This is a genomic window from Azorhizobium caulinodans ORS 571 (assembly GCF_000010525.1).
Classification (GTDB): domain Bacteria; phylum Pseudomonadota; class Alphaproteobacteria; order Rhizobiales; family Xanthobacteraceae; genus Azorhizobium; species Azorhizobium caulinodans.
This window is the reverse complement of sequence record NC_009937.1, coordinates 3623075-3637423: the sequence shown is the minus strand read 5'-3', so window position 1 is coordinate 3637423 and position 14349 is coordinate 3623075. Positions and strand designations below refer to the sequence as shown.

General features: G+C 66.7%; 13 protein-coding genes. 8 read left to right on the top strand and 5 right to left on the bottom strand.

The window, feature by feature from the left end; genetic code table 11:
* Nucleotides 1-86 precede the first annotated feature (86 nt).
* Entirely contained in the window at nt 87-1451 is a 1365-nt protein-coding gene (locus AZC_RS16400) for an LLM class flavin-dependent oxidoreductase (RefSeq protein ID WP_043879485.1), read from the top strand.
* A 118-nt stretch (nt 1452-1569) separates the two neighbouring features.
* Here the strand turns inward: AZC_RS16400 and AZC_RS16395 are convergent, their stop codons facing one another.
* The 3 genes from AZC_RS16395 to AZC_RS16385 all read right to left on the bottom strand — a co-directional run bounded on the left by AZC_RS16395 (nt 1570) and on the right by AZC_RS16385 (nt 4829).
* Nucleotides 1570-2016, bottom strand: a complete 447-nt coding sequence (locus tag AZC_RS16395) for an RrF2 family transcriptional regulator (protein ID WP_012171703.1) — start codon at nt 2014-2016, stop codon at nt 1570-1572.
* Nucleotides 2017-2230: 214 nt separating this feature from the next.
* On the bottom strand, nt 2231-3604 hold the full coding sequence (locus tag AZC_RS16390; RefSeq protein ID WP_012171702.1) for an LLM class flavin-dependent oxidoreductase: 1374 nt from the start codon (nt 3602-3604) through the stop codon (nt 2231-2233).
* 148 nt (nt 3605-3752) lie between these two features.
* Nucleotides 3753-4829 (bottom strand): aliphatic sulfonate ABC transporter substrate-binding protein, encoded by a 1077-nt coding sequence (locus tag AZC_RS16385; RefSeq protein ID WP_012171701.1) that lies wholly within the window; start codon nt 4827-4829, stop codon nt 3753-3755.
* A 238-nt stretch (nt 4830-5067) separates the two neighbouring features.
* Between AZC_RS16385 and AZC_RS16380 the strand changes: the two genes are divergently transcribed.
* A complete protein-coding gene (locus AZC_RS16380; RefSeq protein WP_081434016.1) occupies nt 5068-5919 on the top strand; it encodes an NADPH-dependent oxidoreductase in 852 nt (283 codons plus the stop codon).
* 51 nt (nt 5920-5970) lie between these two features.
* On the opposite strand, the gene AZC_RS16375 is transcribed toward AZC_RS16380, so the two are convergent.
* Nucleotides 5971-7158, bottom strand: coding sequence for an acyl-CoA dehydrogenase family protein (locus AZC_RS16375; RefSeq protein WP_012171699.1), 1188 nt, complete (start codon nt 7156-7158; stop codon nt 5971-5973).
* 35 nt (nt 7159-7193) lie between these two features.
* A complete protein-coding gene (locus AZC_RS16370) occupies nt 7194-8015 on the bottom strand; it encodes a MetQ/NlpA family ABC transporter substrate-binding protein (RefSeq protein WP_043879484.1) in 822 nt (273 codons plus the stop codon).
* 274 nt (nt 8016-8289) lie between these two features.
* On the opposite strand from AZC_RS16370, the gene AZC_RS16365 reads away from it, so the two are divergent.
* The 6 genes from AZC_RS16365 (at nt 8290) to AZC_RS16340 (ending at nt 14348) form a co-directional block, all read left to right on the top strand.
* Nucleotides 8290-9075, top strand: a complete 786-nt coding sequence (locus AZC_RS16365) for an ABC transporter ATP-binding protein (protein ID WP_052285965.1) — start codon at nt 8290-8292, stop codon at nt 9073-9075.
* Between the two features lie 23 nt (nt 9076-9098).
* Entirely contained in the window at nt 9099-10457 is a 1359-nt protein-coding gene (locus AZC_RS16360; protein ID WP_012171696.1) for an LLM class flavin-dependent oxidoreductase, read from the top strand.
* A 5-nt stretch (nt 10458-10462) separates the two neighbouring features.
* Complete coding sequence (locus AZC_RS16355; protein ID WP_043879483.1) at nt 10463-11533, top strand: ABC transporter substrate-binding protein; 1071 nt, start codon at nt 10463-10465, stop codon at nt 11531-11533.
* Nucleotides 11534-11561: 28 nt separating this feature from the next.
* Complete coding sequence (locus AZC_RS16350) at nt 11562-12653, top strand: ABC transporter substrate-binding protein (RefSeq protein WP_043879482.1); 1092 nt, start codon at nt 11562-11564, stop codon at nt 12651-12653.
* A gap of 61 nt (nt 12654-12714) precedes the next feature.
* Complete coding sequence (locus tag AZC_RS16345) at nt 12715-13542, top strand: ABC transporter permease (protein ID WP_081434015.1); 828 nt, start codon at nt 12715-12717, stop codon at nt 13540-13542.
* A gap of 8 nt (nt 13543-13550) precedes the next feature.
* Complete coding sequence (locus AZC_RS16340) at nt 13551-14348, top strand: ABC transporter permease (protein ID WP_012171692.1); 798 nt, start codon at nt 13551-13553, stop codon at nt 14346-14348.
* Nucleotide 14349: the final 1 nt, after the last annotated feature.

The following is a 14349-nucleotide window of genomic DNA, read 5'->3' as shown; positions in this document are numbered from 1 at the left end:
ACCCCGTCTCCCGCATGCGTGTCGTTTGCCTTTGCCCGACCCGCCGTTCGACCGCCCGTCGTGTCCTGTCCCCCAGGAGCCGTCCCATGGCTGCCAATTCAGAGTCCGCCGCCGCGCGCCGCCAACTGGTGCTCAATCTCTTCATCTATCCGGGTGGACATCACGAGGCAGGCTGGCGCTATCCCGGCGCGAGCGCCGAGCGCCTGCTCGATATCACTTTCTATCAGGACCTCGCCCGCTCGGCGGAGGCGGCCAAGCTCGATGCGGTCTTCTTCGCCGATGGCCCGGCGCTGGTGGACAACATCCGCTATGCCTCGCGCTTCCGGCTGGAGCCGCTGACCTGGCTCTCGGCCATCGCCGCCGCCACGCATCATATCGGCCTCATCGGCACCGCCTCGACCACTTATTACGAGCCCTACAACCTCGCCCGGCTCTTCGCTTCGCTGGACCATCTGAGCGGCGGGCGCGCGGGCTGGAACATCGTCACCACCGCCGTGCCGCAGGCGAGCGGCAATTTCGGCCTCTCGGAGACGCCCTCCCATGCCGAGCGCTATGCCCGCGCCTCGGAATTCGTCGATGTGGTGACGAAGCTCTGGGACAGCTGGGAGGACGAGGCACTGGTGGTCGATACGGCCTCCGGCCTGTTTGCCGACGACACGAAGATCCATCCCATCGAGCATGTGGGTCGGCATTACCGCGTGAAGGGGGCGCTCAACACGCCGCGCACGCCGCAGGGCCGCCCGGTCTATGTGCAGGCGGGCTCCTCCGATGACGGCCGCTCCTTCGCCGCCCGCTATGCGGAGGCGATCTTCACCGCGCACCAGACATTGCCGAGCGCGCAGGCCTTTTATGCCGACATCAAGCGGCAGGCGGCTTCGCTCGGCCGTCGGCCCGAGCATGTGAAGATCCTGCCGGGCATCAGCCCCTATATCGGCTCCACGGAGGTGGAGGCGCAGCGGCTTTACGAGGCCTTCAACGACCTCATCCAGCCGGAATATTCCCTCACCCAGCTTCGCCAGATCACCGGCACCGACTTCACCGGCCACGATCTCGATGCGCGCGTCACGCCGGACGCCTTCCAGAATGCCGGACCGCGGGCGGTGGCGAGCCGGTATCAGCTCGTGCTCGACATCGTTACGCGCGAGAAGCCCACCCTGCGCCAGCTCATCCATCGCCTCGCCGGCGCGCGGGGGCATTATGTGTCAGTGGGCACGCCGGAGAAGATCGCGGACGAGATCCAGACCTGGTTCGAGGGTGGCGCCGCAGATGGCTTCAACGTGATGCCGCCCTGGTATCGCGGCGGCTTCGACCTGTTCGCGTCCGAAGTGGTGCCGATCCTGCGCAAGCGCGGTCTGTTCCGCAGTGAATACACCGGAAAGACGCTGCGCGAGCACTTCGGCCTGCCCCGGCCGGAGAGCCTCTATGCGCAGACGGCCCGGGCGTCGGCCTGAGACCTGTTCCATCGGTGTTGCGGTCCGTCCGGTTCACATCGGGCGGGCCGTTTTCGTTTGAGATGGGCGGTGCGGTGAAGTGGTATTGAGGGCCAAGCCCCGCCGATCCCGAGCGTGCTCAGATATAGTCCACGAAGGCGCTGAGCCGGTCCTGCCGCAGGTCGCGCATCTGGGCGAGGGTGTAGGTGTCGAGCACGGTGCCCATGGCATCGCGCACCTTCACCATCAGCCGACGCACCTCGCAATGCTCCACGTCGCAGTCGTCGCAGGGTACGAAGGCGTTGCGGCTGGCGCAGGGAATGGGCGCGAGCGGGCCGTCGAGCGCGCGGATGAGATCGCCGACGATGATGTCCTCGGGCAGCTTGGCGAGCTTGTAGCCGCCCGTCTTGCCCTTCTTGGAGCTGAGGAAGCCGGCGTTGCGCAGCTCGCCCAGGATCACGTCCAGAAACTTCTTCGGGATCTGGTTGGCCTCGGCGATCTCGGCCACCTGATTGGATTCGCCGGGTCCAAGCCGTGCCAGATGCACGGCGGCCTTCAGACCGTACTTGCCTTTTTTCGTCAGCATTTCACGCCCTCTCGCTGGGGATATGGGCGATGAGAGGCCCTTGGTCAACTGGTGGCGCGCACGCGCTTTCCCGCTCGAGGAAAAAGACTTGTCTCTTCCGCGCCTTGAGGAAAGGACGGCGGTCGCTCGATGGATTTCATTCAAACGATGTAGAACCGGGATTGTCCGCCCGCGTGTTCGCTCGAATCAGACCAGCCCCGTCCCGACCGCCCCGTCAGGGCGCGCTCCGGTGCCGGTAGGCGGCGCCCGGATGACTGTCGGGCAGGCGGGCCGTGCCGCCGAGCTTTTCCCGCAGCGTCCCCTCGCGATAGGCGGTCTTGAAAGCCCCCCGGTTCTGCAATTCCGGAATCAGCAGATCGACGATGGCTTCCAGCGATTCCGGCATGACGGTGCGCACGAGATTGAAGCCGTCCACGTCCGCTTCATCCGCCCAGGCCAGCATCTGGTCCGCGACCTCCACTGGAGAGCCGACGAAGATGGGCGCGCGGGCGCCGGCGGGGGTGAAGTCCAGCAGGTCGCGCACGCGGGTTGGCGCCTTGGCCTTGAGGGTGAGGTTTTCCAGCGTGGACTGGATGGCGTTGCTCTTGGAAAAGCTCAGCGCATCGTCCAGCGAAAGCTGGGAGAGGTCAACGCCGGTCCAGCCGGAAACCAGCGCCAACTGCCCGGCGGCGTTGATGTGGCGTCGGTACTCTTCCTTCAGCTCATGGGCCTCGGCGGAGGTCTTAGCCACGATGACCGTGCCACCGAGGAAGGTGAGCACGTCGCGCGGGCCGCGCCCGGCGGCCACCGCAGCCTCGCGCACGCCCCGCACCGCCTGGCCGGCAATGGACGGCGTCTGGCCATTCAAGAAGGTCGCCTCCGCATGGCGACCGCAGAACACCCGTCCCCGCGCGGAGGTGCCCGCCTGATAGAGCACGGGCGTGCGCTGGGGAGAGGGTTCGGCCAGCGCCCGGCCGTCCACCTTGTAATAGGCCCCGTCATGGAGAATGCGGTGGACCTTGGCCGGGTCGGTGAAGAGGCCCCGCGCCTTGTCGCGAAGGGCGGCGTCATCCTCCCACGAGCCTTCCCAGAGCTTGTAGATGGCGGCCATGAAATCCTCGGCCGCCTCGTAGCGCTCGTCATGGTCGCGGTTCAGGCTCTCGCCCATGCCGCGCGCGCCGCTGTCGAGATAGCCGGTGACGATGTTCCAGCCGAGCCTCCCGCCTGTGAGGTGGTCGAGGGTGGTGAAGCGGCGGGCGAACTGGAAGGGATGCTCATAGGTGAGATTGGCGGTGACGCCGAAGCCGATGTGCTGCGTCACCAGCGCCATGGCGGAGATGGCGAGAGTCGGGTCGGCATTGGGCGCCTGCGCGCCGGCGGCGATCGCGGCGTCTCCGGAGCCGCCATAGACGTCATAGAGGCCGAACACGTCCGCGATGAAAATGCCGTCAAGCAGGCCGCGCTCGGCGGTCTTCGCCATCTCGGTCCAATAAGCGAGGGTGTTGTACTGCGTCTGGTTGTCCCGCGGATGGCTCCAGAGCCCCGCCCAATTGTGCGAGGGCGCGGCCATCTGGAAGGTGTTGAGGCGCAGTTCACGGCGGGGCGACATGGGATGGGCAGTCCTTGGAGCAGGGCAGGAGTGGGGAGCGGCAGACAATGGGCGATGATGCCCCAAAACGTGAGACGCCCTCCACCGCTTGAGGGTGAAGGGCGCCGGCTGACCGCGGGAGAGAAGCGCGGCCTGCGTGGGAGGGATGTCAGCTCCCAAGCGGCTTGCCGTCGGCGCCGTAGGGCGTCCAGTAGCCTTCGAGCTTCAGCTCCTTGAGGGCCGTGTTCAGATAGCTTGTGTCGAACCAGCCGGTGAGGTCCACGTCCCGGCGCAGCAGGCCGAAGGCTTTCGATTGGGCGGCCGCCTGCGTGTACTGGTCGATGAACAGGTCATCGATCAGTGGCGTGTTGCGGTATTTCAGCGTCTCGCCGGAGAAGAACTCCGTCAGCACCGAGGTGGAGGTGCCGGACTTGCCCCACAGGGCGATGAGCGCCTCGCGGTTCGGCTCCTCGGAGGACCAGTGGGCCGCCTTCACGAAGGCAGTCGTGACCTTCTGCGTAAGGTCGGGATGGGCCTTCTCGAAGGCCTCCGTCACCAGGACATGGGCGTAGCGGCCGAGGCGCGGATCATCACCCTTGGTGGTGTAGACGATCTTGGCGATCTTCTTCTCCGCCAGCGTGATGAGCGTCGTGTCGCCCACCGCCGCATCGATGTCGCCGCTGGCCAGCGCCGCATTGGCGGAAGCCGAATCCATGTTCACGATCTGAAGGTCACGCTCGGACACGCCATAGGCCTTGAGGATCTTGGCGAAGGCGAGATGGTTGTTGGTGCCGAGCTGCACCGCCACCTTGCGTCCCTTGAGGTCCTTGATGCCGGTCAGGCCGGAATTGAGCGGGGCGGCGATATAGGTGGGCTTGTGGGCGCCGCTCGCCAGCAGCAGCTTGGTCTTGAGGCCATTGGCCCGGCCGATGATGGAGGGCAGGTCGCCCTGATAGGCGAAATCAAGCTGGCCATTGGCGATGGCCTCGTTCACGGCCGGGCCGGCGCCCTTGAAGAAATACCACTCCACCTTGATGTCGGGATTTCCGGCAAAGGCGTCCTCGACGTAATTGCCCGCACGCGCCGTGGCGGCGGAGGTGCCTTCCGCATAGGGCCGGTTATCGACGCCGATGGCGGCGTAGCCGATGCGGATGGTGACGGGCTCGGCCGCCGCCGGCGCGAACGCGGCAAGCAGCAGGCCACCGGCGGCGGCAAGGCGGGCGAGAAGGGAAGCGGGACGGCTCATGATGGCTCTCTGGGACAGGCGCGGCGCCATGCCTGATCGGGCGGCGGCGACCTTCGGGAAGGGCAGTGAAGCGCGATAAAAATATTCAGTCAATAAATTTAGTGTATATATCCTCGGCAAAGACGGGAGCGTTGCGTGGCGCCGCCGGCGCAACCGGCGACAGCTTGGCAATCGCCGCCCCGTCTCCCACCTTCTGTCGGATCGAACCCCTTCGCGCGGCCCCTGCCGGAGACCCTTGATGAGCGATACTCTGATTGCCGAAAAGCCCGTCGTGAGCGCGGCTGAAGCCGCGCTGGAGCGGCGTTACCGCGAGCCGCTGGCCGGCGCCGACCACCCCTGGAACGCTGTCATCCAGAGCCTCGTGGACCACCGCACCGTGCGGGCCTTCCTGCCGAAGGCGGTGAGCGAGGAGACGCTGCAGGTGCTGGTGGCCGCCGCCCAATCGGCGCCCACCTCGTCCAATGTGCAGGCCTGGAGCGTGGTGGCGGTGCGCGATCCTGCCCGCAAGGCGCGCCTCGCCCACCTCGCCGGCGACCAGAAGCACATTCTGGAGGCGCCGCTGCTGCTCGTGTGGATCGCCGATCTCTCCCGCGCCGCCGGCATCGGGGAACGCGCGGGCCTGACGCTGGAAGGGCTCGATTTCACGGAGAGCTTCCTCATCGCCGGCTTCGATGCGGCCCTCGCCGCCCAGAATGCGCTGGTGGCGGCCGAATCCCTGGGGCTCGGTACCTGCTATATCGGCGCCTTGCGCAACCACCCCATCGAGGTCGCGGAAACGCTGGGCCTGCCGCGGAAGACCTTCGCCGTATTCGGCCTCGTGGTGGGCCATCCCGATCCCGCGCGCCCGGCGGACGTGAAACCGCGCCTGCCGCAGGCGGCGGTGCTGCATCACGAGACCTACGATCTTGCCGGGCAGGCGGAGGCGGTGGCGCGCCATGATGCCCATAGCCTGGCCTTCCGCGCCGAGCAGAAGCTCGACGCCACCCCCTGGAGCCAGCAACTGATCGGCCGCCTGCATACGGTGGCAGCCCTCAAGGGGCGTCATCTCCTCAAGCAGGCGTTGGAGAAACTCGGCTTTGCGCTGAAATGAAAGACGGGCGCCCCGCTTCAGTGCGGGGCGCCCGTGGTTTCCGGCCCAGCCTCAGCTGTAGAGCGGCGTCGCCGTGATGGTGCCATTGAGCGCGTAATTGCCCACTTCCCGCGCCTTGTAGAAGACCGGGTCGTGCAGCGTGTGGGTGCGGATGTTCCGCCAGAAACGGTCGAAGCCGTAGGAGGTGGCGGTGGCCCGCGCACCCATCAGCTCGAAGATGCGGGACGTCACGTCGAGCGCCGTGCGGCTGGAATTCACCTTGGCCGCATAGATGGCGGCGGCCGCCTTGTGGCGCTCGGCGGGGGTGAGGTCATCCCCTCGCGCCATGGCTGCCTCCAGCTCCGCACCGGCCACATCCGCCAGCGCGACGGCGGCGCGGATAGCGACATCCAGCTCGCCGAAATGCTCCAGAATGTAGGGGTCCTGCCGCGCCTCGGAGACGCCGGAGGCCTGCCAGGGCCGGGCCGTTGAGCGGATATAGGCATTGGCCTCGCCGAGCGCGCCCTCGGCGGTGCCCACATAGAAATTCACGATCAGCAACTGATGCAGCGGCACCACCAGCGAGACGCGGGGAGAGAGGGGCGCGCCGATGCCCAGCACCTCGTCCCGGCTCACCCACACATTGTCGAAGCGGATGGTGCCGCTTTCGGTGAGGCGCTGGCCGAAGGCGTCCCAGTCATTGCCATGGGTGACGCCAGCCCGGTCGCCGGCGATGGTGAGCACCTGAAAGCCGCCGTCAATCTCCGCCCGGAGCGTGATGCGGTCGGCAAGCGAGGCGTTGGAGGCGAAGGTCTTGCGCCCGTTGAGGCGGAAGTCGCTGCCGTCCGCCGTGAGCTGCGATTCCGGGTCACGCGGGTTTGAGGCCCCGCCCCAGAACCAGCGCCCGGCGACGGAGGCGCGGGACAGCCGCTCGGCCTGCGCCGGCGAGCCTCGCCAGAGGGCATTGACGAGATGCAGATAGTGATAGCTCAACAGCTGCGCGATGGAGGCATCCGCGCGGGCGATGAGGCGCACCACGCGCAGGGCATCGCCGAAGCTGCCGCCGCCTCCGCCATGCTCCGCGGGATTGAGCAAGGCGAGGAGGCCGGCGGCGCGCAGCAGTTCCAGTTCCCGCCGGGGCACTTGGCCGGCCCGGTCGCGCGCGGCCGCGTCCGCACGCAGGGTCTCGGCCACCCGGAGCGCGCTGGTCTCCCAGTCGATGACGGGAGGATGGTCGGAGACGAGGGAAAGATTGGTCATGGGAGCTTCCTCCGGGCCGTGCGCACCGCCGGGGCCTACCAGGCGGGCTGGATGGTGCCGTTGAACTTCTCGACGATGAAATCCTTCACCGCCTGCGAGCGGTAGGCGGCGATGAAGGCCTTGATGCGCGGGTCGTCCTTGCGGTCCTCGCAGGCGGCGAAGATGAGGGTGAAATAGGGCTTGGATTCCGCCACTTCCGTTTCCGCCAGCAGTGCCTTGCGCAGGCTGAGGCCCGCCAGATAGGCGTAATTGCTGGACACGAACGCGACCGCCACATCATCCAGCGAGCGCGGCAGCTGGGCGGCGTCGATCTCCAGGATCTGCAGCTTCTTCGGATTGCTTTCCACGTCGAGCACGGTGGCGTTGAGCCCGGTGGTGGGCTTGAGCTTCAGCAATCCGGCCCTCTGGAACAGCAGCAGGGCCCGCGCGGCGTTCGTCGGGTCGTTGGGAATGGCGATCTTCGCGCCATCGGGAATGTCGGCGATCTTGGTGTAGCTCTTGGAATAGAGGCCGGCGGGCACGAGGATGGATTCGTCCAGCGCCACCAGCTGATAGCCCCGCGCCTTGATCTGATTGGCCAGATAAAAGCGGTGCTGGAAATTGTTGAGGTCGATGTCGCCGGCCTGGAGCGCCGCATTGGGCTGGTTCCAGTCGGTGAACTCGATGATCTCCGCTTTCAGCCCGTCCTTCGCGGCCACCTTCGCCGCCTCGCGCAGGATGTCGCCATAGGGGCCGGCCGAGACGCCCACCTTGAGCGGCTTGTCAGCTGTCTGGGCCACGGCCCCCTCGCTCGCAACGAGTGCGAGAATGCCGGCCAGCGCCAGAACCGATTTCCGCAGACCGTGGAGAAGCGACATGCCCTTGCCTTTCGCGTGAGAGGAATCTGAATGCTGACTTAATCTGTCGACAAATGTGCGCGCGGGCAATGCGGCCTCGCTCGAAAGGAGGTGTCATCGCGCACATATCATTGTAAAAAATGAAGAAAATAATTTATACTGTTTTAATTGACATAGTGGCTAAATGTCATAGCCTACCTGTCATGAGGCATCGCGAGGCCGGTTCATCCCCTCGTTCCGGCCGGGTCCGCAGGCCCGTTGCCGCCGCCGCCAAAGGCCCATGACAGGACGAACGATGACCAGCGGTCAGATCGATATCCAGAGTGTCTCCAAGAAGTTTCAGGTGGACGGCCGGCCGCTGGTCGCGCTCGAGCACGTTGATCTCGACATTGCGGCCGGCGAGTTCATCACCATCGTCGGCGCCAGCGGCTGCGGGAAGTCGACGCTCCTGCGGATGATCGCGGGCCTGGAGCGCAACCATCGCGGTGAGATCCGCCATGGCGGGCGGCTGATCACCGGCCCGAGCCTGGAGCGCGGTCTCGTCTTTCAGGAGCCCCGCCTGTTCCCGTGGCTCACCATTGCGGAGAACGTGGCGCTGGGCCTTGAGAATGCGAAGGTGGATGGCGCCGAGAAGAAGCGTCTCGTCGCCGAGCATCTCGCGCTCGTGGGGCTCACCGGCTTCGAGAAGGCCTATCCGCGCCAGCTCTCGGGCGGCATGGCGCAGCGCGCGGCCATCGCCCGCGCCCTCGTCAACCGGCCCGGCGTGCTGCTGCTGGACGAGCCGTTCGGCGCGCTGGACGCCATGACCCGTGCCCATCTCCAGACCGAGCTCCAGCGCATCTGGGCGCATGAGAAAATCACAGCTGTGCTCGTCACCCATGACGTGGATGAGGCGGTGCTGCTGGGCGACCGGGTGGTGGTGATGGCCCCGCGCCCGGGGCGCATCGCGCAGATCTTCACCATCGATGCCCCGCGCCCGCGTGACCGCAAGGACGAGGGCCTGATCCGCCTGCGCAACGACGTGCTGGAGGCCCTCGACGCCATCAAGGACGAGGGCGCACGCCCCGGCCTCGCGCACTGATTTTCGATCCGGAGACCCTGCCCATGACCGCGAAACGCCAGATCAAGCTCGGCGCCTTCCTGATGACCGACGGCCACCACATCGCGGCCTGGCGCCATCCCCGCGCACCGGCCAATGCGAATGTGCGGATCGATCATTATCTGCGCCTCGCCCGCATCGCGGAGGCCGCGAAGTTCGATGCCCTCTTCCTCGCCGACAGCGTGGGCGTGCGGAATGAGGACCTCGCCTCCCTCAGCCACACCTCTCGGGCCGTGGCCTTCGAGCCGCTGACCTTGCTCTCGGCTTTGTCGGTGGTGACGCAGAACATCGGCCTCATCGGCACGGCCAGCACCACCTTCAACGAGCCCTATCACATCGCCCGCAAGTTCGCGTCGCTGGACCTTCTGAGCGGTGGCCGGGCGGGCTGGAACGTCGTCACCTCCTCCAGCGAGGCGGAGGCCTACAACTTCAACCTCGACAAGCATGTCGCCCATGCCGACCGCTATGATCGGGCACGCGAGTTCGTGTCCGTCGTCAAGGGCTTGTGGAACACGTGGGAGGATGACGCCTTCCTTCGGGACAAGCTCGGCGGCACCTATTTCGATGCCGAGAAATTCCATTTGCTGGATCATCGCGGCAAGCATTTCAGGGTGAAGGGGCCGCTCAATGTCGCCCGCTCCCCGCAGGGCCACCCCGTGGTGGTGCAGGCGGGCGCCTCGGAAGACGGCCGCGACCTCGCCGGCGCCACGGCGGAAGCCATCTTCGCGGCCCAGCGCACGCTGGCGGAAGCGCAGGCCTTCTACGCCGACATCAAGGGGCGTGCGGAGAATTACGGCCGCAATCCGGACCATGTGAAGATCATGCCCGGCGTCTTCCCCGTGGTCGGCGCCAGCGAGGCGGAGGCGCGGGAGAAGTTCGAGGAATTGCAGTCCGGCATCGAGCCGGTGGTGGGTCTCCAGCTCCTCTCGCAGGTGCTGGGCGGCTTCGACCTCTCCGGCTATCCGGTGGATGGGCCCTTGCCGGAACTGCCCGAGACCAACGGACCCAAGAGCCGCCAGAAGCTGCTCATTGATGCCGCCCGCCGCGACAATCTCACGATCCGCCAGCTCTATCTGGAGATCGCCGGCGCCCGCGGCCACTGGCAGGTGGTAGGCACGCCCAAGCAGATCGCCGACCAGCTGGAGGAGCGCTTCACCAAGGGCGCCGCGGACGGCTTCAACGTGATGGCGCCCCACCTGCCCGGCGGTTTGGAAGACTTCATCGAGTTCGTGGTGCCGGAACTGCGGCGTCGCGGCCTCTTCCGCACCGAATATGAGGGCACGACCCTGCGCGAGAACCTTGGCCTGCCGTTCCCGCAGCATCAAGCGCCCCGCGCCCGGCCGCAGGTGGTGGCGGCGGAGTGACAGGCATGCTCGCCCGCTTCGTCCGCGCGGCCTTTGCCGCGCTCCTCCTCATCGGCGCTGCCCTCGCGGCGGTGCCGGCGGGTGCTGCGCCGCTGGTGATCCGCGTCGGCTATGCCGGCATCGGGCCCGGCGGCAGCAAATTCGTGCCAGGGCTGGCCGGCGTCATCAGCGGCGGGCGCTATCTGGAGCAGGCCTTTGCCGACACGCCGGACGTGACGGTGGAGTGGTTCTTCTTCAAGGGCGCGGGGCCGGCCGTGAACGAGGCCCTGGCCAGCGGCCAGCTCGATTTCGCCTTCATCGGCGATCTGCCCTCGCTCACCGCGCGGGCGGGCGGCCTGAAGACCAAGATCCTCATGGCCACGAATGCCCGCGACAATCTCTATCTGGTGGCCCCGGCCGCCTCGTCCATCTCCCGGCTTGAGGATGTGAAGGGCAAGAGGGTGGCGCAGTTTCGCGGCACCAGCACCCATCTCACCACGGAGCGGGTGCTCACCGAAGCCGGGATTGCCCGCGCCGACATCCAGTTCTTCAACATGGATGACGCGACTGCGCTGGCGGCCATTGCCTCGGGCGATGTGGGTGCGGCCTTCGGCAAGGCGATCTTCCTCACGCTGGTGGAGCAGAAGCTGGCCAAGGTAGTCTACACCACCAAAGGCGACCCGAGCACCGTGACCAGCAGCCATCTGCTGGTGCGTGAGGATTTCGAGACCGCCCATCCCGACCTCGTGGGCCGCGTGGTGACGGCGAGCGTCAAGGCGGCCGCCTGGGCCTCGGACGAAGCCAATCGCGAGACGCTGTTCGAGCTCTGGGCCAAGAGCGGCACGCCCATCGGCGTCTTCCGCGCCGATTATGAGGGCCAGCGGCTTGATTATCGCCTCTCGCCGCTGCTGGATGCCCTCCTGATCGAGACCTATCGCTACAAGGCTGCGCAGGTGAAGCAGCTCGGCCTCGTGCGCCGCGATGTGGATCTCGATGGCTGGTTCGCGCCGAAATATCTCCATGCCGCGCTGAAGGAGCTCGGCCTTCAGAACCGCTGGGTCCGCTATGGCGCGGACGGCAAGCCGCTCGGCTCCTGATCCATTCATGCCAATGCCGGAGGTCATTATGGCGACCCGCTTCCGCATCCCGTTCCTGCCCCGATGGACCGCACTGGTGGCGCTCGGCTGCGCCCTGCTCGGGATGGGTGCCGTGGCGCAGGCGGAGCCGCTGGTGGTGCGCATCGGCTTTGCTTCCGTGGGCGTCGACAATCGCCAGTTCGCCGGCGGCAGCTCGGTCGCCGTCGCCCATGCGGAGGGCTATCTGGAGAAAGCCTTCAAGGATGATCCGGATGTCCGCTTTGAATGGTATTTCTTCAAGGGCGCCGGCCCGGCGGTGAACGAGGCCATCGCCAATGGCCAGCTCGATTTCGCCATCCAGGGCGACCTGCCGTCGGTCATCGGCCGCGCCAATGGCCTCAAGACCAAGATCCTCATGGCTTCGGGCGCCCATGCGCCCACCTATCTGGCGGTGCCCGAGGGTTCGACGCTCTCGACCGTCAAGGAGCTGAAGGGGAAAAAAGTCGCCATCTTCCGCGGCACCAACAACCATCTGGCGGTGGTGAAGGTGCTGGCCGCCAACGGTCTGTCCGAGCGCGACCTGCAAGTGCTCAACATGGACAATGCCACCACCAATTCGGCCCTCGCCAGCAAGGACATCGACGGGGCCTTCGGCAACTGGCCGCTGATCTCGCTCCATCTCGCGAACCGGGCGAAGATCATCTACTCCACCAAGGGCGATGACCCCGCCTTCGAGCGCCATTCCATGGTGCTGGTGACGGAGGCGTTCGAGAGCGCGCATCCCGAGACGGTGCAGAAGATCATCACCGAATTCGTCCGTGCCGCCCGCTGGTCGTCCGAGCCTGCCAATTTCGATCAGGTGGTGGCCATCTGGGCCCGTTCCGGCACGCCGGAAGCCGTGTTCCGTTACGACTTCGCCGATACGGACGTGCGCTACCGCAATTCGCCCATCGTCGATCCCTTCCTTGTGGAACAGTACCGCTTCCAGGCCCGGCAGGCGAAGGAGTTCGCTCTCGTGCGGCGGGACGTGGACGTGCGCGGCTGGTTCGAGCCGAAATACGTGGATTCCGCGATCAAGTCCCTCGGTCTTGAGGGCTACTGGACCCGCTACGACTCCAAGGGCAAGCCGCTCGGTTCCTGACGCTTGCCGCATGCCGGGCCGCCCCCGGCCTGCCTCCAGAAGATCGCCCCAAAGGATCACCATGGCCGTTCTTGATCTCCCCCGTCAGGCCGCTCCCCATCCGGTATCGTGGCGGCGGCTGCGCCCGGTTCTCGCCGGCCTGCGCGATTTCGCCATCGCGCTGGCGCTGCCGGCCGTGATCCTCATCCTCTGGGCGATCGGCTCCGCCTACCAGTTGGTGCCGCAGCAGATTCTGCCGCCGCCGGTCTACGTCTGGGAGAATTTCCGCGACATGCTGGCGAGCGGAGAGCTGCTCCAGCATGCCAGCATCAGCGCCGCACGCGTCGCCGGCGGCTTCGTGCTGGGTGCCAGCCTTGGCCTGCTCCTCGGCATCGCCATGGGCCTGTCGGAGAAGGTGGACGATTATGTGCGCCCGCTCTTCACCGCCATCGCGCAGGTACCGACGCTGGGCTGGATTCCGTTGCTGATGCTGTTCCTCGGTATTGGCGAGGCGCTGAAGATCGTCATCATCGCCAAGGCGGCCCTGGTGCCCATGGTGCTCAACACCTCCGCCGGCATTCGCGGCGTGTCCAAAGCCTATCTGGAGGTGGCGGACGTCTTCGCCTTCACCCGCTGGCAGAAGCTGCGCCGCCTCATTCTACCCGCCGCCGTGCCGCCCATCTTCACCGGCATCCGCTACAGCCTCACCAAGGCCTGGACGGCGCTGGTGGCGGTGGAGCTGCTCGCCTCCGCCGAGGGGCTCGGCTACCTACTGGTGTGGGGCCGGCAGATGTTCTGGCTGGATACGATGATCGTCGCCATGGTCATCATCGGCCTCGTGGGCTTTGCCATGGACAAGCTCCTCGCCCTCGTGGAAGCCCGGCTGCAAAGCTGGCGCATCGACGCCTGAGGCCCGCCATGACCGCGCCCCTCGTTGAAACCGTCCCAGTGGCCTCCGCTCCCTGGCTCTCGCCGCGCCTGCGCCGCGGGCTCGTCCTGCCGCTGCTGCTGCTCATCACCTGGGAGGCGTCCAGCCACCTACGGCTGGTGGACCCGCGTTTCCTGCCGCCACTGGAGGCCATCGCCATCACCGGCTGGGAGGAGATCTGGAGCGGCGATCTCTTCCTGCATCTGGGCGCGAGCCTTGCCCGCAATCTCACCGGCTTTGCCATTGGCTCTGTGCTAGGCATCGCCTTCGGCCTGCTGCTTGGCCTCTCGCCGCTCGCTGCGCGCATCGCCGGGCCGAGCTTCCATGCGGCCAAGCAGATCGCGGTGCTGGCCTGGATCCCCATCATCTCGGTGTGGTTCGGCTTTGCCGAGACGGCGAAGGTGGTGTTCGTGGCGGTTGCCGCCTTCGTGCCGGTGGCGCTCAACACCATCGAGGGCGTGGCGAGCGCGCCCAAGGCGCTGGTGGAAGTCAGCGACGTGCTCACCTTCTCCCGCCGGCAACGCATCCGGCGCGTCTATCTGCCCTCCGCGCTGCCCTCCATCCTCACCGGTATCCATCTCGGCCTCATCTACGCCTGGCTCGCCACCGTGGCGGCGGAATATTTCATGACCGTCGGCCCCGGCATCGGCGGGCTCATCATCGCCGGGCGCGAGCGCTTCCAGATGGAGCTGGTGATGCTGGGCGTCGTCATCCTCGGCGCGGTCGGTTTCCTCCTCAATCACATTGCGACCCTCATCGAGGCGCGCCTGCTGCGCTGGCGTGCCTGAA

Bases quoted from the DNA above. Each gene is read 5' to 3' on its own strand.
- AZC_RS16400 (WP_043879485.1), top strand. From the start codon at position 87: ATGGCTGCCAATTCAGAGTCCGCCGCCGCGCGCCGCCAACTGGTGCTC.
- AZC_RS16395 (WP_012171703.1), bottom strand. From the start codon at position 2,016: ATGCTGACGAAAAAAGGCAAGTACGGTCTGAAGGCCGCCGTGCATCTG.
- AZC_RS16390 (WP_012171702.1), bottom strand. From the start codon at position 3,604: ATGTCGCCCCGCCGTGAACTGCGCCTCAACACCTTCCAGATGGCCGCG.
- AZC_RS16385 (WP_012171701.1), bottom strand. From the start codon at position 4,829: ATGAGCCGTCCCGCTTCCCTTCTCGCCCGCCTTGCCGCCGCCGGTGGC.
- AZC_RS16380 (WP_081434016.1), top strand. From the start codon at position 5,068: ATGAGCGATACTCTGATTGCCGAAAAGCCCGTCGTGAGCGCGGCTGAA.
- AZC_RS16375 (WP_012171699.1), bottom strand. From the start codon at position 7,158: ATGACCAATCTTTCCCTCGTCTCCGACCATCCTCCCGTCATCGACTGG.
- AZC_RS16370 (WP_043879484.1), bottom strand. From the start codon at position 8,015: ATGTCGCTTCTCCACGGTCTGCGGAAATCGGTTCTGGCGCTGGCCGGC.
- AZC_RS16365 (WP_052285965.1), top strand. From the start codon at position 8,290: ATGACCAGCGGTCAGATCGATATCCAGAGTGTCTCCAAGAAGTTTCAG.
- AZC_RS16360 (WP_012171696.1), top strand. From the start codon at position 9,099: ATGACCGCGAAACGCCAGATCAAGCTCGGCGCCTTCCTGATGACCGAC.
- AZC_RS16355 (WP_043879483.1), top strand. From the start codon at position 10,463: ATGCTCGCCCGCTTCGTCCGCGCGGCCTTTGCCGCGCTCCTCCTCATC.
- AZC_RS16350 (WP_043879482.1), top strand. From the start codon at position 11,562: ATGGCGACCCGCTTCCGCATCCCGTTCCTGCCCCGATGGACCGCACTG.
- AZC_RS16345 (WP_081434015.1), top strand. From the start codon at position 12,715: ATGGCCGTTCTTGATCTCCCCCGTCAGGCCGCTCCCCATCCGGTATCG.
- AZC_RS16340 (WP_012171692.1), top strand. From the start codon at position 13,551: ATGACCGCGCCCCTCGTTGAAACCGTCCCAGTGGCCTCCGCTCCCTGG.